This is a genomic window from Shewanella sp. 10N.286.51.B8 (assembly GCF_041469325.1).
GTDB lineage: Bacteria > Pseudomonadota > Gammaproteobacteria > Enterobacterales > Shewanellaceae > Shewanella.
Genome location: NZ_JBFRKG010000009.1, coordinates 13,331 through 38,312 on the forward strand (window position 1 = coordinate 13,331; position 24,982 = coordinate 38,312).

The following is a 24,982-nucleotide window of genomic DNA, read 5'->3' on the forward strand; positions in this document are numbered from 1 at the left end:
TAAAGCGCCTCATTAATCGCTTAATGTTGCGCTTGCTTGCATCCTTATTACACTGTCCAAGGTAGCAGCTTTTTGGCTCGTTTGTCAGCAGAAGCTAATTTTATCGATGACTGATAACGTACGCGATAAAGCGCCTGATAACAAAGCGGCACCAAGTACAAACTGGTAACAGTTGAGAACGACAGTCCGCCAATAATGGCGATTGCCATTGGCGAATAAGGTGGTCCTCCGCCGCCAATTTGAGTGTCGCCCATTGCTAAAGGCACTAAGCCTAACACTGTGGTAGCAACCGTCATCAATACAGGGCGTAAACGGGTAATACAGATGGCTAAGATAGATTCAGATAAATCGGTTAATTTAGGCGTTTTTTGATTTATTTGGTCAACCAAAACAATGCCATTGTTTACTACGATACCCATTAAGATAAGGATCCCTATCATTGCCATTACCGACATAGGTGTTGCTGAAATCCACAGTGCCCAAAATACCCCAGTGATAGAGAACAAGATTGAACTGATAATGGCGGTTGGTAATAACAGTGATTCAAATAAGGCAGCCATCACAATATAAATCATGATTAATGCCAAAATCATATTTACTGCCATGACGGATTGCTCTTCATCTTGACGCTCAAACCCGCCACGTAGCGAGTAGTCATATCCATAAGGGAAGTTGACATTGGCCATTACCTTTTCAATCTGCTCTTGGGCTTCTTCAGTGGTAATGTCATTCACGTTTGCGCCAATCGACAGCGCAGTTTGGTGATTAAAGTGGCGTATGGTATCAAAGCGGGGCTGTATCTTAATATTGGCGAGATTATCTAAGCTATATAGGCGCTCACCTTTACGAATGATCGGTAATTGTTTTAGCTGCTCTAATGATCGCTGCCAGCTTTTATCATAGGCGAGCTCAATGCGTAATTCGCCATTAGGATCATGCCTATAAGAACGAAGCGGTGCACCGCGTAGCGCCATGGAAATGTGAGAGGCGATTTCGTTAAGTTTTAAATCTAATCTTGCCGCCATTTCACGATCGATTGTAATCACCACTTCTTGCTGAGCAGAACTGACTTCAGAGCGCACATCTTCAAGCCCTTCAATGGCGCTAAGCAGAGGTACGACTTGTTCACTTAAGCGAATTAACTCTGAGGTCGAGCGACCGGTTAAGGTGACTCTTAAGCCTGAGTTTTCATTGCCCCAACCAAATTGTGGCTTGGCTGCGGCATATTTAGGGAAACTTTCACGTATGGTTTCTTTCAATTCAGACATTGGCGTTTCAATATCTTTTTGCAGTAGTAGCGTGGTTTGAATATTGTCTGCTGAGTAATAACTGTAAACAGAATCAATCATAAAGGCCTCTTTATTGGCATAAAGATAATCTTCCATTTGATTGATCATCGCTTCAGTGACTTTTAAATTGTGGCGACCTTCTAATTGATAATTAATGTAGAGGCGATCTTTGCCTTCGCCTTCTGATTGATCTTGTTTTACTAAACTTAAGGGTAATGCGGTAGAGACTAAAATGACCACTGCAATAACCCCTGATAGCTTTGAGTGAGCCAGTACCCAGGTTAGGCTGCGTTGATAAAGCTGCTGTAACTTAGAGACTTTAGCTTCGGTCTCAATATGAAAATCAAACTTAGTAAGCATTAATGGGATTAAGGTTTTAGCAACCAGTAATGATGCCGCTAACGAAATGCAAATCGCAATGGCCACATGCTCAAGGAAAATCGTTAGCTCGACCTTAACCCCGACAATGTTAGGTAAAAACACGATAGCTGTGGTTAATGTGCCCGCCAAGACGGCTAGTGCGACTTTCTCTACCCCAGTAAGTACCGCTTTTTCATTGGCCGCTGTTGTTATTTCAGTTGCAGCGCCATCATCTGATAACGCAATTTTTTGCTTTTGTTGTAACACGCTTTCGGTCACCACCACGGCGTTATCAATTAACATGCCTACAGCCAGTAATAATCCCATCATCGACAGAATATTTAAGCTGTAACCAAGAAAATACATCCCAGCTAATGTCATACAAAGGGAAATTGGCACCGATGACACGACCACTAACGTCATCTTTAAATTACGTAAAAATAAATACAATACCCCAAAAGAAAGCAGCGCACCCAGTAAGCCAGATAACAATAAATCCTGCAGTGATGACTTTACTCCATAAGCTTGATCTTCCATGACGAATAACTTGATGCCTTGAAATTGCTGATCTTGTTTCGTTTTTTCAATAACGGCTAACACTCGTTCAGATACATCGACTAAATTTGAGCCCGATTCTTTAAACACATCTAAACCAACAGCGTATTTTTGGTCTAAATGACGCCCTTCAAAGGCTTCAGGGAGGGTAAATTTGACTGAGGCAATATCACCAACAGAAGTGGTGCTATTAAGCTTTACTGCCTTGATATCTTCAAGTGATAAAAACTCTCCCTTGGGCGATACCTGAAACACCTGATTATTATTTCTAAGTGTGCCAGCACTAATGACAAAGTTTTCTTGTTGTAAACGTTGCTGCAACTGAGCTGGATTAATGCCAGATGCAGCAAGTTTGTCGGCATCTAGTCTTATTTCAATTTGCTTTTGATCAACCCCATACAAGGTGACTTTTGAGACCCCTTCAATACGCTCAAGCGGCTTGCGAAGTTGTTTGTCTAACAGATCAAAAGCATTTGATAACTCACGTTCACTGGAGATTCGAATCGTTAACACGGGCATATCAGCGGTAGAAAATTGCTGAATGAAAACCCGTTCCACATCTTTAGGCAGCAGGTGTCTTACCGAATCAATTTTTTCCCGTGCTTCTAAGCTTTTTGTGGCGACATCTTCGCCCCATTTCATATTTAGCTGAATGTTTGCACCATCTTGAGAAGAGTTTGAGCGGACCTCTTCAATACCACTCATGGTGGCTAGCGACTCTTCTAATACGCGGGTTATCTCTCGTTCCACTTCTGCAGGGGTAGAGCCTTTATAGGGCACGTTAACCTGAATTTGCGGAATATCAATGCCGGGAAACATTTCTAATGGCAATAATCGACTAGAGGCTAAACCAAATAGTAAGATGGCCAAAAAGAACATACTGGTGGTGACAGGCCTTTTAATGGCTAGTTTTGTTAGGTTCATGATTGAGTCTCCAAATCTAAAGACTCAGTGCTTTTGGTTTGATTAATTGCGGTTTGTTGATAGTTTTTTTTATCAAATAAACCGTATAGGGCAGGAATAACCAATAAGGTCAGCATGGTAGATAAGCCAAGACCAAAGATCACCGTTATTGCCATCGGCGCACGGATTTCACTACCATCACCGACACCTATTGCCATTGGCAACAAGCCTAAGGTGGTGGTCATGGTGGTCATCATTATTGGGCGTAATCGAGATTTAGCTGCAGTGCTTATAGCGACTTCTTTATCATGACCTTCTTTACGCAGTTGGTTAATTCTATCAACCAATACAATGGCATTATTGACCACAATACCTGCCAGCATAATTAAGCCGATAAACACGACTACGCTGATATGGGTACCAGTAATAAACAAGCCAATAATACTGCCGCCAACGGCCATAGGCACAGCAAACAGAATAAGTAATGGATGTAATAAGGATTCAAACTGACTCGCCATCACCAAGTAGACTAAAAATACCGCTAATACCAAGGCGATTTTTAAAGACTTAAATGAATGTTCCATTTCTTCATTTTGGCCGCCAAAGCGCGCTTGGATAGAAGAGGGGAGCTGTTGCTGATTTAAAATTTGCTGCGCTTCTTTTACAGCTTCACTTAAATCACCATAACTTAAGTTAGCTGACACTATCGCAACCCGTTGTTGGCTGACACGATTAATGGCAGAGGGGCCCACTTGCAGAGACACATCAGCAACTGCGCTTAATGGGATTGGGTGCTTACTGTTTGGATTAATAATTAATGAGTTAATATCTGAGATATTATTTCGCTCGTCCAATTCACTGCGCACCAAAATATCTACTTTACGATCACGAACCGTATATTGGCTGGCAATGGTACCGCCAACACGTTGAGCAATACGATTAGCAACGGTGGGCGCTTCTAAATTTAATGACGCAAGCCGGGCATGATCAAATCTAATACTGATCTCAGGTTGACCATCACGAAGTGAGGTATTGATATCACTAAAGCGGGCTGACTCTGATAAAGCAGATACCAACTGTTCGCCACTGTGCTTTAGTTGCTGTAAGTCATAACCTGATAACTCGATCTCTAATGGGGTTTTAAAACTAAATAGCTCAGGGTGATCAATAGTGGCATCAAGGGCTGGAATACGCCTTGCTGTGGCCCTTAAGTCATTGGCTACAGCATTAAACTCTTGAGGATCTGCCAGTACTACCTGTAACCGCCCCCAGTTTTCGCCGCCTCGGGCGGTATCAGATGTCATTAAGCCGCCACTGCCTGCTTGGCTAAAGGTGTGTTTTACTTCTTCTCGACCACTAATGGAGTAAGCTAGTTGCTCTAATACAGCATCAGTTTTTTGTACCGCGGTTCCAGGTGGCAGTAAGATCTCAACATAGAATTCACCTTGATTCATTGGTGGAATTAGCTCTACACCCAGTCTTGGGAATAAGCTGCCAGCACCAACAGTTAGCATGATTGCGATAATGACAGTCAAAGCTTTATGCGTCATCGCATGAGCTAATACCCGGTGATAAATGCTTTCAACAAAACGGTAGCCAAAGTTAAATGCAGCACTTAATGGACGCATCACTAATGATAATGCCCAAGAAATGAATCGAGCTGAAATGATAATGAGGTTTAATAGTGCATTAGGTAGATAGCTGAGTAATAGCTTAAATGGGAAACCAAACACGAATTTAAGATAATGCACAGCTTTAGCTTTTTTAGTGGTTGGCAGGGCTTTTACTTCCGGCTCATTTTCGATGGGTAATTGTTTAAAACCCTGTCTTGATGCCAGCATTGGTATTGCCGTTAGTGCAACAAATAAAGACGCTAATAAAGCAAAAGTTACCGTTAATGCTTGATCTGAAAATAATGCCCCTGCGATACCATCAACAAAAACTAAGGGGACAAATACCGCTAAGGTGGTTAAGGTTGAGGCAAAGATTGCCCCTGCCACTTCTTTACTGCCTTTAAGCGCTGCAGCAACTTTTTTAAGCCCTTGCGCTTTATAGCGGTCAATATTTTCCAGCACCACAATGGCATTATCAACCAATAAGCCTATGGCCAGTGCAATACCGCCTAAAGACATAATATTGAGACTGATATCGGCAAAGTACATCATGTTAAAAGTAGCAATAACTGAAAATGGAATGGAAATAGAAATAATTAAGGTAGCAATAATGTCACGTAAAAATAAGTAGATAACTAACATAGCAAGCAAGCTGCCAAACAGCGCGGCGGCGGTTACTTCACTGACTGCACTTTGGATAAACTCAGATTGGTCATAAATAACCTTTAACTGATTATCTGCAGCTTCACTGTTAATCTCATCAAGCTCAGCACTGAGCCTTTTGGCGACCGATACGGTATTGGCATCACCTTCTTTATATATTGCCAGTTCAATAGACTCTACCTGTCCAATACGAGTGATATCACTGCGCTCTTTATAACCGTCAACAATATCGGCAACTTCAGCAAGTCGAATTAAGGTTTGACTATCACGATAGACAATGACATTTCTTAACTCATCTAGGTTATTAAATTGGTTTAGGGTGCGAACTAAATACTCTTTGTCACCTTGGATCACTTTACCCGCAGATAAATTGATGTTTTCTTCATTAATACGGCGCTTAATATCGTCTGCATTAAGGTTTAGTTGCTGCAGCTTTTGTTGATTTAGCAGGATATGAACTTCTTGCTCTAAGCCGCCAGATAATCTCACTGCGGCGACACCAGATAGTGCTTCTAGGCGTCTTTTTAGTTCTTCTTCTGCAAAAGTACGCATACTTTTGAGCTGTGTTTCACTGGCATCAGGTACTGACAGCGCCACACGCATAATTGGATCTAAGTTTGGATTAAAACGCAGCAATAATGGTTTATTGATATCCAGTGGCAGTTCGATGGTATCAATTTTTTCACGCACTTCTAAACTGGCCATATCCATGTTGGTGCCCCATTCAAACTCAAGCACCACATCTGATAAACCTGAGCGTGAAATAGAGCTAATTTTACGCAGCCCTTTAACCACACCGACGGCTTCTTCAATGGGCTTTGAGATTAACTGTTCAACTTCAACAGGTGCAGCGCCATCATAGGCGGTTCTTACTGTGACGCTTGGGTAACTAAGATCGGGTAACAGTTTTACCGCAAGGCGGGTAAATCCGACCATACCAAATAGCATGATTGCCAGCATAAACATCCACACTGACACAGGACGTTTTACCGAAGTATTAATTATCGACATAGTAGGCGCATCCTTGTCTATTTGCTGGCTAGGCTGTTTTTGGCGTAAGAAAGCGGACTGATGATTTCAACTAACGACAGGTCTTTAAGGTTTTGCTGACCACGAATGACGATTTGTTCACCAGATTGCACACCAGATAGAATTTCAACTTTATCATTTTCGCGATAACCGAGAATCACTTCACGACGGTTAGCGGTGTTATCTTTAATGACATACAGTGCTTGGGTGTCATCTTGGTTAATAATGGCGTTAAAAGGCACAGTAACAACATCATTGTGGGTATCATATTTAAGCTCAACACGCGTGAACATGCCGGCTTTTAATGTTGCGTCTTTATTGTTGATGGCGATAGTTACTTTGAATGTACCGCTTTGGGCATCAACAATTGGGCTAATTCGTAATACATTAGCGATAATATCTTGTTCTGTTGAGCCCTTGTTATTAGCGTATTGATTACTAATGCGCGCTTCTTGTCCTAAACGTAAGCTATTAAGTTGTTGCTCTGGTAAATGTACAATTCCGTGTAGTTCATCTTGATTGACAATATAAAACAACTCTTCAAACTCTTTGGCCATATTGCCTTTTTTCACATGCCTGGTGGCGACAATGCCATCGATAGGTGTAACAATGCGGCTTTCAATCACGTATAGTTCTGCGAGATCTCGCTGAGCCATTGCGGCTTGTAAGTTAAACTCCAGCTTTGCCATCACATCTTGACTTACAAATTCTTTGTTTTTCATCTGTTTTAAGCGGTTTAATTCTTGCTCAATAATCTGAACTTCAGCAAGCGCACGCTGATAATCAAATTGTTGGCGTTTGGCATCAATGGTCGCCAGTGCTTGGCCCTTTGTAACTCTATCGCCTTCTTCAACGTTTATTGAAGTAATTAAGCCTGCAATTCGGGTGACAACATGGGCTTCCTCGGGCGCTTCTAGCGTCGCGGTGGTGCTATAAAATGAAGACACATTTCCTTGAGTCACTTGTGATACCTCAACAGGTACCGCGTATTTTTCTTCTTCTGCAGCTGTTTCTTGTTCACCATTACAGCCACTAAGCATGATTGAAAATGCCGTAATACAAAAAACGGATGAGGTGAATTTTTTAATGTTGTTGAACCTTTCCATGGGATACCTGCCAATTAACTAAGTGTTATAAGTGACGTGACATGCCACAGAGTCTGAAACCAAAGCATGCAAACGTCACGTTATAACATGTAATAAATGTTGAATTTATGTTTACAAAGCACGTAATGTGCCAAAATAAATTATTGTTATTTTTCAGTGCTTTAATTGGGTGACGGTATTTTAGGAACTTAAATGTTAACAAGGGGTAGTGGGAATGCTCAACAAATGGTGAAATTGCTTACTAAGATTTGAGTTAAGGGTTCTGATTTTTGTTGATTAGGATTGTGGGTAAATGGCCATTGAATTAATTTGGCTTTAACAAGAAAATTATTAATAATACAAATAAAATGAACGTGAAAATATTTCAAGGTGTAAAAGCGTATAAAGAAGACCAAATTCTGGGTAAAAAGGAAACCAAAGTGTAAGTTTTAATATCTCTAATGGCCATTTTTTAGAACAAAAAGATTTTCTTTATAGCGATATAATTTAAAAAGCAGCTTTTTATATCAGATTTAATTGATATTTTTACTCAATTTATTGTTTATTAGGGCCTAACGTGAATGAAAATGACTATTTTATGAATGTTTTTGGATGATTTACAGTATTTTTCTAGCTTAATCTTTAACTTCAAATGAATTAAAATCGGCAATATTTCTAATAGGCAGTTGTATTGCCTAGCACAAATCTGATGCAACTCCTTCTATAAACACAAATGTAATTGGGTTAATTAGGCCGATTTATGGCGTACTTTGGACATATTTTAAAGCTTATTTAATTCTAATTTGTAATACAAAACCAAGCGCTAAAGTGCCGGCGACCCTTTAATTTCGACTAAAATTAACCTGTGGCGGCTATTAGGATTTAGTAAATAATGAAGCGGACCTAGATGATGTGGCTTATGACCAATTTATGGTGAATGAGCTTTAAACGGGGATAAATGTGTTTGGCAGTTTTATTCATACTTGGCTGCTATGGTAACCAAAGTTCGCAGCAAGGGATTTTTGTGTTCATTGAGCGAGGCTGTCAACGCTAACAAAACAGCTTCTCTAGGCATTAAAAAAGCGCCTAAATAGGCGCTTTTTTCACAAACGATTAAGTTATCGTTTATCTATGCTGACAAAGTCACGCTCGTCTGAGCCAGTGTATAACTGACGTGGACGACTGATTTTGTGACCTGGTTGGTCAAGCATTTCTTTCCAATGTGCAATCCAACCAACAGTACGAGAAAGTGCAAATAACACTGTAAACATACTAGTAGGGATACCGATTGCTTTCATGATGATCCCTGAGTAGAAATCAACATTTGGATAAAGCTTTTTAGATACGAAATAATCGTCTTCTAAAGCAATGCGTTCAAGTTCCATCGCTACATCTAGCAAAGGATCGTTCACATTTAGCTCAGCTAACACTTCATGACATGTTTCACGCATCACTTTAGCGCGAGGGTCGAAGTTTTTGTAAACGCGATGACCAAAGCCCATTAAGCGGAATGGATCAGCTTTGTCTTTCGCACGAGCAATAAACTCAGGGATGCGATCAACACTGCCAATTTCTTCAAGCATATTTAGACAAGCTTCGTTAGCACCACCATGAGCAGGACCCCATAGTGAAGCAATACCCGCTGCGATACATGCAAATGGGTTAGCACCAGATGAACCCGCTAAACGAACCGTAGAGGTAGAAGCGTTTTGTTCATGATCAGCGTGTAATACAAAGATTCTGTCCATTGCTTTTTCAACAACTGGATTGACTTGGTATTGTTCACACGGAACAGCGAACATCATGCTAAGGAAATTACCTGCATAACTTAGGTCGTTGCGTGGGTAAACAAAAGGTTGACCGATTGAATACTTGTAGCACATTGCTGCAATGGTTGGCATCTTAGAAACAAGGCGGAAAGCCGCAATTTCACGATGTTTTTCATCATTGACATCAAGAGAATCTTGGTAAAACGCAGATAATGCACCCGTAACACCACATAGCATAGCCATTGGATGTGCATCACGACGGAAACCTCTGAAAAACGAAGCTAATTGCTCGTTCACCATGGTGTGATTCTTAACCATAGCCACAAACTCTTCGTATTGAGTTTTGCTTGGTAATTCACCATAAAGCAGTAAGTAACAAACGTCTAAATAGTTAGATTCAGTAGCTAGTTCATAAATTGGATAGCCACGGTGTGTAAGTACACCTTTTTCGCCATCAATGTATGTAATTGCAGACTCGCAAGATGCGGTCGCTAAAAAACCTGGATCGAAGGTGAAATGACCTGTCTTTCCAAGTTTACTGATATCGATTACATCAAACCCAGCAGTTCCCTGCTTGATAGGTAATTCGATCGAATCTGTCCCCGGTAACTCTAATTTGGCTATATTGTCAGCCATACCCCGTTCTCCTTACTTCATTCTTTTCTGTGAGTGCGGCATGTTAAGCGGACATTACTTTACAGTGAATTAGTGTCACATTTCAATTTAAATAAGCGTTTAAATTTATTAGACCATGGTATAAAGCTTGCTAGACGCCTTGTTAGCAATGGTTTTTTTGCAAAAAAAACATCAAAAAACAAATTTTACATAGTGTGATGTTTGTATTTGACAATTGCCTTGAGTATACTTGCCTGCGTCCTGAAGGGCGACAAACATCACATTTTTGAAAACATTTTTACGTTGTCTAAATTAGTGAATTCTCAAATGGTTAAGTGTTTGATAGTAGTCTGTTAAGTTTCAACATTTTGTTTACATTTGTAGTTTGGTGTAACAAATAGAAGCAAAGCAAGATGAATAATAAAAATAATGCTCAATGGAGCTGAGTGAGCAGAACGTGAAAAAGCAAAGACCTGTCCATATAGACCTACAGACCATTCGCTTTCCTGCAACAGCGATTGCGTCAATTCTTCACCGTATTTCCGGTGTTATCATGCTGTTTGCTGTCGGTATTCTTATTTGGATGCTAAATGAATCTTTAGCATCGCCTGAGAGTTTCGCTGGCTTACAATCTCTTTTTGATAACCTGCTAGTTAAGTTTGTTATTTGGGGAATTCTAACCGCGTTGGGTTATCACTTAATCGTTGGCGTACGTCATCTGATTATGGATACCGGTCGTTGGGAAGAGCTTGCCTCTGGCTTAGCGTCAGCAAAAATCGCCTTTGTGTTATCAGCGGCGTTTTCTATCATCGTGGGGATTTGGGTATGGTAACAAATGCAGCAAGCCTTGGACGCAGTGGTGTTCATGATTTTATTTTAATTCGTGCTAGTGCCGTAATTTTAGCCTGTTATACCATTTTTATGGTGGGTTTTATTGCGTGTAGCGCTCCATTGACATACGAAATTTGGCAGGGGTTATTCAGTACCTTACCAATGAAAGTATTCACTTTATTAGCGCTTGTTGCTGTACTTATCCATTCATGGATTGGTATTTGGCAAGTGTTAACTGATTACGTTAAAAACGTATCAGTGCGTGGATTACTTCAGTTCGTTTTTGTCGTAGCAGCTTTTTGTTATCTAGCTGCAGGCATATTAATTGTGTGGGGTGTATAAGTGAGTATTCCAGTTCGCGAATTTGACGCAGTAGTGATTGGCGCTGGTGGCGCTGGCATGCGAGCGGCATTACAAATTTCTAAAGAAGGTAAGAGCTGTGCGCTTTTATCTAAAGTTTTCCCAACCCGTTCTCATACAGTATCTGCGCAAGGTGGTATTACCGTTGCGTTGGGTAATGCTCATGAAGATCACTGGGAACAGCACATGTACGATACCGTGAAAGGTTCTGATTTTATCGGTGACCAAGAAGCAATCGAGTTCATGTGTAAGACAGGTCCAGAGGCGGTTATTGAACTTGAGCAAATGGGTTTACCTTTCTCACGTTTTGAAAACGGTACTATTTACCAGCGTCCGTTTGGTGGCCAATCAAAAAACTTTGGTGGCGAGCAAGCGGCACGTACTGCAGCTGCAGCTGACCGTACAGGTCATGCATTACTTCATTGTCTTTATCAGCAAAATGTTAAACACAAAACTGAAGTATTTTCTGAGTGGTATGCACTCGATTTAGTGAAAAACGATGACGGTGCAATAGTTGGTTGTACGGCTATTGAAATTGAAACTGGCGAGATTGTTTACTTCAAAGCGAAGGCAACCATTTTAGCAACCGGTGGTGCAGGGCGTATTTATGCTTCAACCACCAATGCACATATTAATACTGGTGACGGTGTTGGTATGGCAATGCGCGCTGGCGTTCAAATGCAAGACATGGAAATGTGGCAGTTCCACCCAACGGGTATTGCTGGCGCAGGTGTGCTTGTAACTGAAGGTTGTCGTGGTGAAGGTGGTTATCTTTTAAATAAAGATGGCGAGCGTTTCATGGAACGTTATGCACCAAATGCAAAAGATTTAGCATCACGTGATGTTGTTGCTCGCTCGATGATGACAGAAATTCGTGAAGGCCGTGGATTAGATGGTCCATTAGGGCCGCATTGTTTACTTAAGCTTGATCACTTAGGTAAAGAAACATTAGAAGCTCGTCTTCCTGGTGTTTGTGAACTTTCTCGTACTTTTGCGCATATTGATCCAGCAGATGGCCCAATTCCTGTATTGCCAACATGTCATTACATGATGGGTGGTCTACCCGCTAAAGTGAGTGGTCAAGTTGTTCGTCAAAATGCTGATGGCACTGAACAAGATATCGTGGGTTTATTCGCTGTAGGTGAAATTGCTTGTGTATCAGTACACGGTGCAAACCGCCTTGGTGGTAACTCATTACTGGATTTAGTGGTATTTGGACGTGCTGCTGGTCAGCATTTAGGTAAAGCACTCGATGCGACTGCGGATCCAAAAGCGCCATCTGAAGAGCAAATTTCAGCATCACTTGAGCGTCTTAATCGCTGGGAAAGCAATAAAGACGGTGAAGATCCTGCTGTTATTCGTAAAGACTTACAGTTATGTATGCAACTTAACTTCTCTGTATTTAGAAGTGGTGATGCAATGGCTGAAGGCCTTAAAGAGCTTAAAGCAATTCGCGATCGTTTAGCGAATGCTAAGTTATCTGATAACTCTTCAGAATTTAATACTCAACGTATTGAATGTTTAGAGCTTGATAACTTGATGGCGACAGCAATTGCGACAGCTTATGCTGCGAACTTCCGTACAGAAAGTCGTGGTGCGCATTCTCGTGAGGATTTCTTAGACCGTGATGATGATAATTGGTTATGTCATAGCGTCTTTGACCCCGTCACAGAAGAAATGACTAAGCGTGAAGTCAACATGGAGCCTAAGCTTCGTGCGGCATTCCCGCCTATCAAGCGTACCTACTAGGAGAAGCCCCGATGCAATTGGAATTTGCAGTTTATCGCTACAATCCTGATGTAGACACTAAACCATATATGCAGGATTACAGTTTAGATGTGGAAGAAGGTACCGATATGATGGTACTAGATGCACTGATGAAGCTGAAAGAGTTAGATCCTGCATTATCATTTAGACGCTCATGTCGTGAGGGTGTATGTGGTAGTGATGGTATGAACATGAATGGTAAAAACGGCCTTGCGTGTATTACGCCTGTTTCTACTTTTAAAGGTAAGAAAATTGAAATTCGCCCACTTCCTGGCATGCCAGTTGTGCGCGATTTAATTGTCGACCTGACTCAGTTCTACACTCAGTACGAAAAAATTAAACCGTTTCTTATCAATGATGAGAAAACACCGGCTCGTGAACATTTACAATCACCTGAAGAGCGTGCTCATTTAGACGGATTATATGAATGTATCATGTGTGCTTGTTGTTCTACTGCTTGTCCATCTTTCTGGTGGAACCCTGATAAATTTATCGGACCAAGTGGTTTACTGCATGCATATCGCTTCTTAATTGATAGCCGCGATACGGCAACTGAAGAGCGTTTAGATGGTTTAGACGATGCTTACAGTGTGTTCCGTTGTCACGGTATTATGAATTGTGTTGATGTGTGTCCTAAAGGACTAAACCCAACTAAAGCCATTGGCCACATTAAGTCAATGTTACTGAAGCGAGCAGTGTAAATGCGCAACATAGAGCTGGGATTTATTGTTATATAGCTCTATTGGGGAGTCATCTTCAACTATGGGGATGACTCTTTTGTGTGTGTTAGAAGACCTTTGTAATTAACTGTTTAAATTATATAGTTATATCGCTATTATCCGTAGTTGATAAACAGCCTTAAACGAAAGAGTTAATACGATTCGATTGTGGTGCAACCAGGTATCGCAATTATGAAATTGGCGAAGCACGTGTATCAAGTTTGGAAGGAAAAGTAATGCACCAAGGCATCATGAAAGCTTGGCTCGAATCGTCACATTTAAGTGGCTCAAATTCGACCTACGTAGAAGAGATGTATGAAGCCTATCAAGAAGATCCAAGTTCAGTTACCGCTGATTGGCAAGTCGTTTTTGATAATCTCCCTGCGGTAAATGGTACTTCTCAAGATCTACCTGAAACTGCACACTCTAAAGTACGTGATTATTTCCGCAGTTTAGCATTAGAAGGTCGTGCCAAAGGCGCTAGCCGTGTTACTGACCCAGAGTTAGATGCTAAACAAGTAAAAGTCCTCCAGTTAATTAACGCTCACCGTTTTCGTGGTCACCAAAATGCTAACCTTGATCCGTTAGGTTTATGGCACCGTGAGCCAGTATCTGAATTAGACCCAGCATTTCATGGTTTAGATGCCGAAGATATGCAACGTGAGTTCAATACCGGTTCATTTGCATACGGTAGTGACACCCTTAAATTAGCCGACATAGTTCATGCATTAAAAAGTACCTATTGTGGTTCTATTGGTGCTGAATACATGCATATTACCGATACCGATGAAAAGCGTTGGATTCAGCAACGTCTTGAACCGTCTTTGGGTAAAGCAAATTACGATAACACCACTAAGAAACGCATTCTAGAAGGCCTAAATGCTGCTGAAGGTATGGAAAAATACCTTGGCGCAAAATTTCCAGGCGCAAAACGTTTCTCGCTTGAAGGTGGTGATGCGTTAGTGCCAATGATGCGTGAGATTTTATATCGCGCAGGTGAAGCAGGTACCAAAGAAATTGTCGTCGGTATGGCTCACCGTGGTCGCTTAAACGTCCTTGTTAACGTACTGGGTAAGCGTCCTGCTGAATTATTTGATGAATTTGCCGGTAAGCATGATGAAATCCAAGGTTCTGGTGACGTTAAGTATCACCAAGGCTTTTCATCTGATTTCGAAACGCCAGGCGGAAACGTTCATTTAGCACTGGCCTTTAACCCATCACATTTAGAAATCGTTAACCCTGTGGTTATTGGTTCAGTACGAGCGCGTCAAGACAGACGTGGTTGTAGCGATGGTTTACAAGTTATGCCAATTACCATTCATGGTGACTCGGCAATTACTGGACAAGGTATTGTGCAAGAGACATTTAACATGTCTCAGACCCGTGGTTTTAAAGTTGGCGGTAGTATTCGTATCGTTATTAATAACCAAGTGGGTTTCACTACCTCTAATACTGCCGATGTGCGTTCAACGGAATACTGTACTGATATTGCCAAAATGGTCCAAGCGCCTATTTTCCATGTCAATGCAGATGATCCTGAAGCTGTTGCCTTTATTTCGCAGTTAGCGGTGGATTACCGTAACGAATTTAAGCGTGATGTGGTGATTGATTTAGTGTGTTATCGCCGCCATGGTCATAACGAAGCTGATGAGCCAAGTGCAACGCAGCCGCTAATGTACGCAAAAATTAAGAAGCATCCTACGCCGCGTAAGATTTATGCTGATCGATTAATTCAAGAAGATAGTATCTCTGCTGATGACGTTACTGGCCTTGTCAATAACTACCGTGATGCATTAGATGCAGGTGATTGTGTAGTGAAAGAGTGGCGTCCAATGACGTTACACACTGTTGACTGGTCGCCGTATCTTAATCGTGAGTGGGATGAAAGCTATCAAGGTGCAATGAACTTTGACAAGCTGATTGGTCTTGCGCAAAAGATGGTAGATATTCCTGAAAGCCACAAATTGCAATCACGGGTCGCTAAGATTTATAAAGACCGTGTATCGATGGCAAACGGTGAAAAACCGGTTGATTGGGGCTTTGCTGAAACCTTAGCTTACGCCACCATTTTGGAAGATAAAAAACGCGTTCGTATTACCGGTCAGGATTCTGGTCGTGGTACTTTCTTCCATCGTCATGCAGTTTTACATAATCAAAATGATGGTACGACTTATTTGCCGCTTCGTAATGTCGCTGATGAACAGGGCGAGATTGATATTACTGACTCAGTATTATCAGAAGCCTCGGTACTGGCATTTGAGTACGGTTATGCCACAGCAGAGCCGGGCGGATTAACCATCTGGGAAGCGCAGTTTGGTGACTTTGTTAATTGTGCTCAAGTGGTTATCGATCAGTTCTTATCTTCAGGTGAGCAAAAGTGGGGCCGATTATGTGGTCTAACGATGCTACTTCCCCATGGTTATGAAGGCCAAGGCCCAGAGCATTCATCTGCTCGTCTTGAGCGTTTCTTACAGCTTTGTGCAAACCACAATATGCAAGTGTGTGTTCCTTCTACACCTGCACAGGTTTATCACATGCTACGCCGTCAAGTTGTACGTCCTATGCGTCGTCCACTGGTGGTGATGTCGCCTAAATCATTACTACGTCATCCATTAGCGGTTTCTACACTTGAAGAGCTCGCTGAAGGAAGTTTCCAAAGTGTGATTGGTGAGCTTGATGCATTAGACGCGAGCAAGGTTGATCGCGTTGTCTTCTGTAGTGGTAAGGTGTATTTCGAATTACTCGACAAGCGTCGTAAACAAGAAATTACTAACGTTGCTATTGTCCGTGTGGAGCAGCTTTATCCGTTCCCGCAAGAAGAAATGCAAGCCGCACTTGCTGACTATCAGCACGTTAAAGATTTTGTTTGGTGTCAGGAAGAACCTCAGAACCAAGGTGCTTGGTATTGTAGCCAACATCATTTCTGGGCAGCTATCCCTGCCGGAGCTGAACTAACCTACGCTGGCCGTGAGGCATCTGCTGCACCAGCTTGTGGTTATCCTGCTCTGCATGCACGCCAACAAGAAGCATTAGTTAATAGCGCATTAAAACTGTCGTAATAGAAAATTATAAAAGGAAAGCTTTCCATGAGTATCGAAATTAAGGTACCCGTTCTGCCAGAATCAGTTGCAGATGCAACAATCGCGACATGGCATGTGCAACCTGGCGAACAGGTTTCTCGTGACCAAAATCTAGTTGATATCGAAACTGATAAAGTTGTACTAGAAGTTGTTGCGCCAGAAGATGGTTCTATTAGCGAATTATTATTCCAAGAAGGTGACACTGTTCTTGGTGAGCAAGTGATTGCAAACTTCGTTGCTGGTGCAGTTTCAGGCCAAGAAGTGACTAAAGCAGAAGCAGAAGCTGCATCACCAGTAGCTGAATCTACAGATGAGTCAAATGATGCATTAAGCCCATCTGTACGCCGTCTCATTGCTGAGCATAACCTTGATGCAAGCAAAGTAAAAGGCACTGGTGTTGGTGGACGTGTGACTAAAGAAGATGTTGAAGCATTTGTGAAGTCAGCGCCTGCGGCTAAACCTGCTGCAGCGCCTGCGCCAATTGCACCACTTGAAGGTCGTACTCAAAAACGTGTTCCTATGACGCGTTTACGTAAGACTATTGCTAATCGTTTATTAGAGGCTAAAAACTCTACGGCAATGCTAACAACGTTTAACGAAGTTAACATGCAGCCAATCATGGATATTCGTAAGCAATACCAAGAAGTATTTGAAAAACGTCATGGTATTCGTTTAGGTTTCATGTCTTTCTACGTAAAAGCTGTGACTGAAGCATTAAAACGTTTCCCTGAAGTTAACGCGTCTATCGACGGTGATGAACTGGTTTATCACAACTACTTTGATGTCAGCATTGCGGTATCAACGCCACGTGGTCTGGTTACCCCAGTATTACGTGATACCGATACCATGAGCCTTGCTGAAATTGAAAAAAATGTGCGTGAATTAGCAATCAAAGGCCGTGATGGCAAGTTATCTGTTGCTGATATGACCGGTGGTAACTTCACCGTGACTAATGGCGGCGTATTTGGCTCGCTAATGTCGACGCCAATTTTAAACCTTCCACAAAGCGCGATTTTAGGCATGCATGCTATTAAAGATCGCCCAATGGCTGTGAATGGTGAGGTTGTTATTCAACCTATGATGTACCTAGCATTATCTTACGATCATCGAATTGTTGATGGCCGTGAGTCGGTTGGTTTCTTGGTCGCTATTAAAGACTTCCTTGAAGATCCAACTCGTCTATTGCTTGACCTCTAAGAGTCAACTAGACAATACCCTCGTAGCTGGCTCGTTAGAGCCAGTAGGATTTTATAAAGAAGTATATGGATAGATCATCATGAATTTGCATGAGTATCAGGCAAAATCCTTATTTGCCGAATATGGTTTACCAGTTTCAGAAGGCTTCGCTTGCGATACAGCCCAAGAAGCGGTAGAAGCTGCTGGTCACATTGGCGGCGATATGTGGGTTGTTAAGTGTCAAGTACACGCTGGCGGCCGTGGTAAAGCAGGTGGCGTTAAAGTCACTGGCGATAAAGAAGAAATCAGAGCATTTGCTGAAAAATGGTTAGGTAAGAACTTAGTGACTTACCAAACTGATGAAAAAGGCCAGCCTGTTGCTAAAATTTTAGTAGAAAGCTGTACTGATATTGCAAATGAACTTTACCTAGGTGCTGTTGTTGACCGTGCGACTCGTCGCGTTGTGTTTATGGCATCAACTGAAGGTGGCGTTGAAATTGAAACTGTGGCTGAAGAAACCCCAGAGTTAATTCACAAAGCAATTATCGATCCTTTAACAGGTCCTCAACCATACCAAGCACGTGATCTTGGCTTTAAGTTAGGTTTAAACCCAACTCAAATGAAGCAGTTCACTAAAGTGTTTATGGGTCTTGCAAAAATGTTCGAAGACCATGATTTCGCTTTATTAGAAATCAACCCGCTTGTGATCACTGACGAAGGTAATATCCATTGTCTTGATGGCAAGATTGGTATCGATGGAAATGCTTTATTCCGTCAACCTAAAATCCGTGACATGCACGATCCATCACAAGATGATGCTCGTGAAGCACACGCAGCTAAGTTTGAACTTAACTACGTTGCATTAGACGGAAACGTGGGTTGTATGGTTAACGGTGCAGGCCTAGCAATGGGTACTATGGACATCGTAAACCTACATGGCGGCAAGCCAGCTAACTTCTTAGACGTTGGCGGCGGAGCAACTAAAGAACGTGTAGCAGAAGCATTTAAAATCATTCTTTCTGACTCAAACGTTAAAGCTGTTTTAGTTAACATCTTTGGTGGCATCGTACGTTGTGACATGATTGCAGAAGGTATTATCGGCGCTGTAAAAGAAGTCGGTGTAGAAGTTCCTGTTGTTGTCCGTCTTGAAGGTACTAACGCTGAATTAGGCCGTGAAGTGCTTGCAGGTTCTGGTCTTGATATTATCGCAGCTGCGTCATTAACTGATGCTGCTGAGAAAGTTGTTGCTGCTGCGGAGGGCAAATAATGTCCGTATTAATTAACAAAGATACTAAAGTTATCTGTCAAGGTTTCACTGGTGGCCAAGGTACTTTCCACTCTGAGCAAGCAATTGCTTACGGTACAAAAATGGTTGGCGGTGTATCTCCAGGAAAAGGTGGTCAAGTTCACCTAGGTCTTCCTGTATTTAATACTGTTAAAGATGCTGTAGCTGAAACGGGTGCAACTGCGACTGTTATCTATGTACCAGCACCTTTTTGTAAAGATGCAATCCTTGAAGCAATCGACGGTGGCATTGAGCTAATCGTATGCATTACTGAAGGTATTCCAACTTTAGACATGCTTCAAGTTAAAGTTAAACTTGAAGAAACTGGCGTGCGTATGATTGGTCCTAACTGTCCAGGTGTTATCACTCCTGGTGAGTGTAAGATTGGTATCATGCCTGGTCACATCCACAAGCCTGGTAAAGTCGGTATTGTTTCACGCTCTGGTACATTAACGTACGAAGCTGTTAAACAAACTACTGACGAAGGTTTTGGCCAATCTACTTGTGTAGGTATTGGTGGTGATCCAATTCCAGGTACTAACTTCATCGACGTATTGGAAATGTTCCAAAACGATCCACAAACTGAAGCAATCGTAATGATTGGTGAAATTGGTGGTACTGCTGAAGAAGAAGCTGCTGAATTCATCAAAGCAAATGTAACTAAGCCTGTTGTATCTTACATTGCTGGTGTTACTGCACCAGAAGGTAAGCGTATGGGTCATGCTGGCGCAATTATCGCTGGTGGTAAAGGTACTGCTGAAGATAAGTTTGCTGCATTAGAAGCTGCTGGCGTAAGCACAGTTCGCTCTTTAGCTGACATCGGTAAAGCACTGCGTACTAAAACTGGCTGGTAAATTCTAGTGAGTTAATTAAAAGGCGCCATTCGGCGCCTTTTTTGTTTTTATGCTTTTTGTCGCTAGGCTTTATCCTGCAATAATTTCTTTAAAAACCATAATTTCATATTTTACAGCGTGTTATTCTGTGTTTAACTGTCTATTAATATTTAAATGATTAAGGATAATCATGAGCAACGTCATAAAACCCACAGCTATTATTACTGAAACCCCAAGGCTTATCTTGCGACCTTTTGTTGAAGATGATGCCGAAGCATTATTTTTAATGAATAGCATTCCAGAAATATTAACTTATATCCCCCAAGAGCCACTTACTAGCATAGCTGAAGCAAAAGAGATTTTTACCTCAATTATTCAAGCTGATTATCAAAAGCATGGTTTTGGTCGTTGGGCGGTGCATCATAAGGAAGATAATAAAGTCATTGGCTTTTGTGGGCCTAAATATCTTCCTGAATACGATAAAGTAGAAATAGGTTATCGCTATTTACCAGAATATTGGGGCAAGGGCATAGGCAATGAGGCAGCGCAAGCGGTAGTTGATACACTAAAGCCACAGTTCGATATTGATTTAGTCATAGCCCTTATTTTACATGGCAATACAGGTTCAGAAGCGATAGCGAAAAAGCTCGGTATGAGCATACATGAAGAAAGCGAATATCTCGGCTCGAAAGTACATGTGTATCAAATGGCTTTATAAAGGCATAAGTTATGGCGAGTGTAAAAACAAAAAAACCAGCAAGTATGCTGGTTTTTTAATGACTATTTATCAGGCTTGGCGATAATTATTCGTCAGCGTGATCACAGCTGTCATTGGTGCAGTGACCGTATAAATATAAGCTGTGGTGAGTTAGCTTAATATTATGACGCATTGCTATTTCGTCTTGACGACGTTCAATGACCTCATCAGAGAATTCAATTACTTTATCGCAGGTTAAGCAAACAAGATGATCATGATGCTTTTGGGTCGACATTTCAAAAACCGCTTTGCCACTTTCAAAATGGTGACGATTAAGGATACCCGCATCATCAAATTGGTTTAATACGCGATAAACAGTAGCTAAGCCAATTTCCTCACCAATATCGAGTAATTTTTTGTACAGATCTTCTGCACTGATATGTTGGTTTTCAGGGGCTTGCATTAATTCTAGAATTTTAACTCGTGGCAGTGTTATCTTTAAACCTGCTTTCTTGAGTGCTTGATTTCCATCTGTCATCGCTAATCTCTTGATTACAGAACCTTATCGGTTCCTCCGTGGATAATTAAGATCATTATATGTGTTGCAATCAGAAACTGGAACCTTTCAAATGAGTTAATCGTCATATAAGCAGTGATTTTGGCCAATGAGCCATACAATATTGACCAATAGGTTAAAATTCACCTAATAAACTTACTTATACTAAGGGATTATTGAGCATTAACGGCTTTTATATCACTATAATGTTAAATAGGGTTATCAAGCTTTGTACCCAGTAATGATAATTATAATCAAAACAAGGAATTCACATGTATCAGCAGATTGTGGTCTTAACTGGCGCAGGTATTTCCGCTGAATCGGGGATAAAAACATTTCGCGATGAAGACGGTTTGTGGGAGCAACATCATATTGAAGATGTTGCCACCCCTGAAGGTTATGCCCGCGATATCAATTTAGTTGAACGTTTTTATAATAGCCGTTGGGAAAACCTCCATAGCGGTGAGGTTCATCCTAATGCCGCTCATGCAGCATTAGCAAAATTAGAAGCTGAGTTTCCTGGCAAGCTACTGGTTATCACTCAAAATGTAGATGATTTACACGAGCGGGCAGGTTCAAAACGTTTATTACATATGCATGGAGAATTATCCAAAGGACGCTGCCCACAGTCATTGCAAACGTTTGTCCTTAGAGAACCTTTTGGTGAAGACAATTGCTGTACCTGCTGTATTCCTGCCAAACGATTAAGGCCGCATATTGTCTGGTTTGGTGAAATGCCATTTGGTATGGATAGAATTCATGATGCGCTGGATAACTGTGATTTATTTATCGCTATTGGGACTTCTGGGACGGTTTATCCCGCAGCGGGCTTTGTCGACAGCGCTAATCATCATGGTGCACAAACAGTAGAAGTTAATCTGTTAGCGGCAGATCGCCATAGCCAATTTCAATATCATTTTACCGGTAAAGCTGGTGATGTTGTGCCTGCGTTAGTAGAGTCAATTTTAGCCGGTAAAACCCTTGGCAGTGAAGTCGCGACAAAGGAAATGAGTGCTTGAGTAGGGATAAAGTTGCGATAATCATGCGCGGTTTACCGGGTAGTGGTAAATCAACTTGGGTTAATGAATTCATTGAACAGTTAGGTGTAGATAACGCCATACACATACGGCAATATGGTTACTTCTCTACTGACAGTTATTTTGTTCGTAATGGCGAATACCGCTTTAATCCAAAAAAACTTGCCCAGTATCACCAGGCTAATTTAAGCGCATTTATTAATGCGATGGCTCATAACGAGCCTTACGTTATTTGTGACAATACCAATGTATGCCGTTGGGAATATATGGCTTATGAAGCCGCAGCGAAGGCCTTGGGTTATCAAGTAAGAGTCGTGGTGACTGGTGAGCCTAAAAGTGTTGAACATCAAAAATTATGCGCTAAACGTAATCAACATAAGGTGCCATTGGCACAAATTGCTAAAATGGGATTAATGTTTGAACTTGATGATTAGACTTGTTTTAAGATTAACTAAAAAGGCGCCGCGGCGCCTTTTTTGATGTTAAAGGTTGATTATTTAGCTTTAACAGCGGATTGCAGGTCAATATTGTAAATCGCAAAACCAAATTCATCTGTGATATCAGTGCGCTTTGTCATAGGGCGCTGTTGATAGTCGGTGATAAATTTGTCTGCAAGTTTACTGTTTTGAGTTTCAAAGCGAATATCCAATGTTTTTGCCGACTTGATGGTCATAAAGTCCCAGTTATTATCTGCACTTGGATCCACCTCGCCATGGTTTTTCGTTGCTTCAGTAATATATTGCGCTAGGGCTTCACGGTTGGAGTCTGGCAGTTCCATCACAACGAAATCAGAACCAGTACCGGCGAATTTTCCGCCAAATGCACGATAATTGTTGGTTGCGATTATAAACTCTTTTGCATTAAATTCAGCACCACTAATAACAGTGTCGCCGTGAGTGTAACTTAGCCCGACTATTCGGTTAGCATCGGCATTAACTAATGCACAATCGCCATCAAATTTATTTGGTTGAGTTACATCAATGTTGTAGCTGACACCATCTATGACATCAAAGTTATAGGTGCGGTGGGTATTCCAGTTAATCAGGTATTGAGGCTCAGTAGAGTTAACATCAATTTGATTAAATTGATTTGCACTGCATTCCAACCAATCTTTAATTTGAGCGCCACTTAACTTAACAGCAACCAAGGTGTTAGGGTAAAGATATAAATCTGCCGCATTTTTATAGGTTAGCTCACCACTTGGGACTTGCACATAAGACTCGGCATCTGCTGCAGTGCTATGGCGGCCACCTGCTTTAAATGGCGCAGCAGCGGACAATACCGGAATATCTTTTAAAGCCTCCGTTAAGTTAGCTTTTACTTTAGCAATTTGTGCATCTGACACAATTTGCACTGTGGGATCATCTTGTACTAAGGTCAAAAAGCTAAACATATCAGCCGATGCTTTACCTATGGGCTGATCGACATAATCCAATGTAGCTTGATGCTCTTTAGCTACAGCATCACTTATGGTTTTATCTGCAGTCACCAGCTCAGGGTTAGTCGCTTTTTTATCAAAAATAGGCAAGGCTTTGGCCATGCTGTCAACAATTGTCCAGCTGCCATCTTGTAATGCTAACTTAAAATCGATAACGCCGAGGTTATCGCCCCAACGTCCAGGCATAACCGCCGCAATGCCATTTATGGTGCCTTTGTTTATATCGGCATTTTTAAGGTCTGAAAAGGTGCTTGAAGGGAATATTGAATGACTATGACCAAAGGTAATCGCATCAATACCCGCTACTTTTGATAATGCCCAAGTGGCATTTTCATCATTAATGTCGATGGGGTTTTCAGGGCTGCCGACCCCAGAGTGGGGAATAGCGACGATAATGTCAGCGCCTTGAGCTTTCATCATAGGCACAAACTTTTCAGCCGCTTCTATAATTCCCATTACGGTGACTTTACCCGTAAGGTTTTGTTTGTCCCATAAAAGAATTTGTGGTGGTACAAAGCCAATATAGCCGATGTTAATTATGTGTTTATCGCCATTGGTGTCGACGACGTTTTTTTCTTCAATGATATAAGGGGTAAATAGGTTATCGCCTTTGACTTTGTTATCCCAACAGTCGGCTTCACATAATACGTTGGCGTTAATATAAGGGAAGTTGGCACCCGCGAGAGACTGATATAAGAAATCTAAACCGTAGTTAAATTCGTGATTTCCAATGTTACCAACAGAGTAACCTAAGGTGTTCATGGCTTTATAAGCTGGGTGAGTATCAAGGAGGGTTGTTTTCTGTTTGAAACTGTTGGCAACATAGTCACCCATAGGGCTGCCTTGGAGCAAATCCCCATTATCTACTAAGACAAAATTATCAGCACTTTTACCTTGCTGTTTAATTAAACTGGCAGTGCGAGCTAAGCCTATAGTCGGATCATATTTTGTTTTGTAATAATCAAAATCCATGATGTTGGCATGGAGATCCGATGTTTCTAGAATACGTAAATTGACGGTGAGGGGCTGAACATCATCAGACTTAACTTCTGTCGCCTGATCATGCAATGAATCACAAGCGCTGACGCCTAGTACGCCAACTATAATAGTGACTATTAGCTTTTGGTTTACCATTATTTTTCTCTCTTATTATGACCCTGAGCTTGATTTTTATGCTCTATTATTTTGTTAACTCATTGGGTTTGATTTGTGAGTTAATTACAGTGGATTATACAGAAACTATATTGCAAAGTTATGATTTGATTGGTGATAAGTTAACTAAAATGGTTATAGAAGCAGTTTGTTGAATATTTTTTGATTGT

The 24,982-nt window shown here is 41.4% G+C and carries 17 protein-coding genes; 11 read left to right on the plus strand and 6 right to left on the minus strand.

All coding sequences use genetic code 11. From position 1 onward, the window contains the following. Positions 1-47: 47 nt before the first annotated feature. The 4 genes from AB4160_RS04860 to AB4160_RS04875 all read right to left on the minus strand — a co-directional run bounded on the left by AB4160_RS04860 (position 48) and on the right by AB4160_RS04875 (position 9,902). Entirely contained in the window at positions 48-3,128 is a 3,081-nt protein-coding gene (locus AB4160_RS04860; RefSeq protein WP_372003755.1) for an efflux RND transporter permease subunit, read from the minus strand. Further along, positions 3,125-6,394: an efflux RND transporter permease subunit gene (locus AB4160_RS04865; protein WP_102532156.1), complete on the minus strand. Its 3,270-nt coding sequence runs from the start codon at positions 6,392-6,394 to the stop codon at positions 3,125-3,127. Before AB4160_RS04865 ends, AB4160_RS04860 begins: the two co-directional genes overlap by 4 nt. A gap of 17 nt (positions 6,395-6,411) precedes the next feature. Then, positions 6,412-7,500 carry an efflux RND transporter periplasmic adaptor subunit gene (locus tag AB4160_RS04870; protein ID WP_372003840.1) on the minus strand — a complete coding sequence of 363 codons (1,089 nt, stop codon included), beginning with the start codon at positions 7,498-7,500 and terminating at the stop codon, positions 6,412-6,414. A 1,115-nt stretch (positions 7,501-8,615) separates the two neighbouring features. Next, positions 8,616-9,902: a citrate synthase gene (locus tag AB4160_RS04875; protein WP_102438309.1), complete on the minus strand. Its 1,287-nt coding sequence runs from the start codon at positions 9,900-9,902 to the stop codon at positions 8,616-8,618. A gap of 415 nt (positions 9,903-10,317) precedes the next feature. Between AB4160_RS04875 and sdhC the strand changes: the two genes are divergently transcribed. The 9 genes from sdhC (at position 10,318) to AB4160_RS04920 (ending at position 20,650) form a co-directional block, all read left to right on the plus strand. Next, entirely contained in the window at positions 10,318-10,713 is a 396-nt protein-coding gene (gene sdhC, locus AB4160_RS04880) for a succinate dehydrogenase, cytochrome b556 subunit (protein WP_102438307.1), read from the plus strand. Then, positions 10,707-11,054: a succinate dehydrogenase, hydrophobic membrane anchor protein gene (sdhD, locus tag AB4160_RS04885; RefSeq protein WP_076537444.1), complete on the plus strand. Its 348-nt coding sequence runs from the start codon at positions 10,707-10,709 to the stop codon at positions 11,052-11,054. Before sdhC ends, sdhD begins: the two co-directional genes overlap by 7 nt. After that, positions 11,055-12,821: a succinate dehydrogenase flavoprotein subunit gene (sdhA, locus tag AB4160_RS04890; RefSeq protein ID WP_076537446.1), complete on the plus strand. Its 1,767-nt coding sequence runs from the start codon at positions 11,055-11,057 to the stop codon at positions 12,819-12,821. Positions 12,822-12,832: 11 nt separating this feature from the next. Further along, positions 12,833-13,540 carry a succinate dehydrogenase iron-sulfur subunit gene (locus AB4160_RS04895; protein WP_372003757.1) on the plus strand — a complete coding sequence of 236 codons (708 nt, stop codon included), beginning with the start codon at positions 12,833-12,835 and terminating at the stop codon, positions 13,538-13,540. Between the two features lie 254 nt (positions 13,541-13,794). Further along, complete coding sequence (gene sucA, locus AB4160_RS04900; RefSeq protein ID WP_102476209.1) at positions 13,795-16,617, plus strand: 2-oxoglutarate dehydrogenase E1 component; 2,823 nt, start codon at positions 13,795-13,797, stop codon at positions 16,615-16,617. Positions 16,618-16,644: 27 nt separating this feature from the next. Continuing rightward, positions 16,645-17,835, plus strand: a complete 1,191-nt coding sequence (gene odhB / locus AB4160_RS04905) for a 2-oxoglutarate dehydrogenase complex dihydrolipoyllysine-residue succinyltransferase (RefSeq protein WP_102438303.1) — start codon at positions 16,645-16,647, stop codon at positions 17,833-17,835. Positions 17,836-17,914: 79 nt separating this feature from the next. After that, positions 17,915-19,081 carry an ADP-forming succinate--CoA ligase subunit beta gene (gene sucC / locus AB4160_RS04910; protein WP_076537457.1) on the plus strand — a complete coding sequence of 389 codons (1,167 nt, stop codon included), beginning with the start codon at positions 17,915-17,917 and terminating at the stop codon, positions 19,079-19,081. Next, entirely contained in the window at positions 19,081-19,953 is an 873-nt protein-coding gene (sucD, locus tag AB4160_RS04915) for a succinate--CoA ligase subunit alpha (RefSeq protein WP_102438301.1), read from the plus strand. The genes sucC and sucD overlap by 1 nt, the downstream gene beginning before the upstream one ends. 196 nt (positions 19,954-20,149) lie before the next feature. Then, the gene (locus tag AB4160_RS04920) at positions 20,150-20,650 is read left to right on the plus strand and encodes a GNAT family N-acetyltransferase (RefSeq protein WP_198589929.1); all 501 of its coding nucleotides are present in this window, start codon (positions 20,150-20,152) and stop codon (positions 20,648-20,650) included. Positions 20,651-20,735: 85 nt separating this feature from the next. On the opposite strand, the gene fur is transcribed toward AB4160_RS04920, so the two are convergent. Further along, positions 20,736-21,167: a ferric iron uptake transcriptional regulator gene (gene fur, locus AB4160_RS04925; RefSeq protein ID WP_076537462.1), complete on the minus strand. Its 432-nt coding sequence runs from the start codon at positions 21,165-21,167 to the stop codon at positions 20,736-20,738. A 290-nt stretch (positions 21,168-21,457) separates the two neighbouring features. Between fur and cobB the strand changes: the two genes are divergently transcribed. Next, on the plus strand, positions 21,458-22,204 hold the full coding sequence (cobB, locus tag AB4160_RS04930) for a Sir2 family NAD+-dependent deacetylase (RefSeq protein ID WP_102438297.1): 747 nt from the start codon (positions 21,458-21,460) through the stop codon (positions 22,202-22,204). A gap of 23 nt (positions 22,205-22,227) precedes the next feature. Next, positions 22,228-22,656: an AAA family ATPase gene (locus tag AB4160_RS04935; protein ID WP_102519693.1), complete on the plus strand. Its 429-nt coding sequence runs from the start codon at positions 22,228-22,230 to the stop codon at positions 22,654-22,656. A 59-nt stretch (positions 22,657-22,715) separates the two neighbouring features. Here the strand turns inward: AB4160_RS04935 and AB4160_RS04940 are convergent, their stop codons facing one another. Further along, entirely contained in the window at positions 22,716-24,794 is a 2,079-nt protein-coding gene (locus tag AB4160_RS04940) for a bifunctional 2',3'-cyclic-nucleotide 2'-phosphodiesterase/3'-nucleotidase (RefSeq protein WP_372003759.1), read from the minus strand. Positions 24,795-24,982: the final 188 nt, after the last annotated feature.

Coding starts and splice junctions, on each gene's coding strand:
- AB4160_RS04865 (WP_102532156.1), bottom strand. CDS start 6,394: ATGTCGATAATTAATACTTCGGTAAAACGTCCTGTGTCAGTGTGGATG.
- AB4160_RS04860 (WP_372003755.1), bottom strand. CDS start 3,128: ATGAACCTAACAAAACTAGCCATTAAAAGGCCTGTCACCACCAGTATG.
- fur (WP_076537462.1), bottom strand. CDS start 21,167: ATGACAGATGGAAATCAAGCACTCAAGAAAGCAGGTTTAAAGATAACA.
- AB4160_RS04940 (WP_372003759.1), bottom strand. CDS start 24,794: ATGGTAAACCAAAAGCTAATAGTCACTATTATAGTTGGCGTACTAGGC.
- sucD (WP_102438301.1), top strand. CDS start 19,081: ATGTCCGTATTAATTAACAAAGATACTAAAGTTATCTGTCAAGGTTTC.
- AB4160_RS04875 (WP_102438309.1), bottom strand. CDS start 9,902: ATGGCTGACAATATAGCCAAATTAGAGTTACCGGGGACAGATTCGATC.
- AB4160_RS04935 (WP_102519693.1), top strand. CDS start 22,228: ATGCGCGGTTTACCGGGTAGTGGTAAATCAACTTGGGTTAATGAATTC.
- cobB (WP_102438297.1), top strand. CDS start 21,458: ATGTATCAGCAGATTGTGGTCTTAACTGGCGCAGGTATTTCCGCTGAA.
- sdhD (WP_076537444.1), top strand. CDS start 10,707: ATGGTAACAAATGCAGCAAGCCTTGGACGCAGTGGTGTTCATGATTTT.
- sdhC (WP_102438307.1), top strand. CDS start 10,318: ATGGAGCTGAGTGAGCAGAACGTGAAAAAGCAAAGACCTGTCCATATA.
- odhB (WP_102438303.1), top strand. CDS start 16,645: ATGAGTATCGAAATTAAGGTACCCGTTCTGCCAGAATCAGTTGCAGAT.
- sucC (WP_076537457.1), top strand. CDS start 17,915: ATGAATTTGCATGAGTATCAGGCAAAATCCTTATTTGCCGAATATGGT.
- AB4160_RS04895 (WP_372003757.1), top strand. CDS start 12,833: ATGCAATTGGAATTTGCAGTTTATCGCTACAATCCTGATGTAGACACT.
- sucA (WP_102476209.1), top strand. CDS start 13,795: ATGCACCAAGGCATCATGAAAGCTTGGCTCGAATCGTCACATTTAAGT.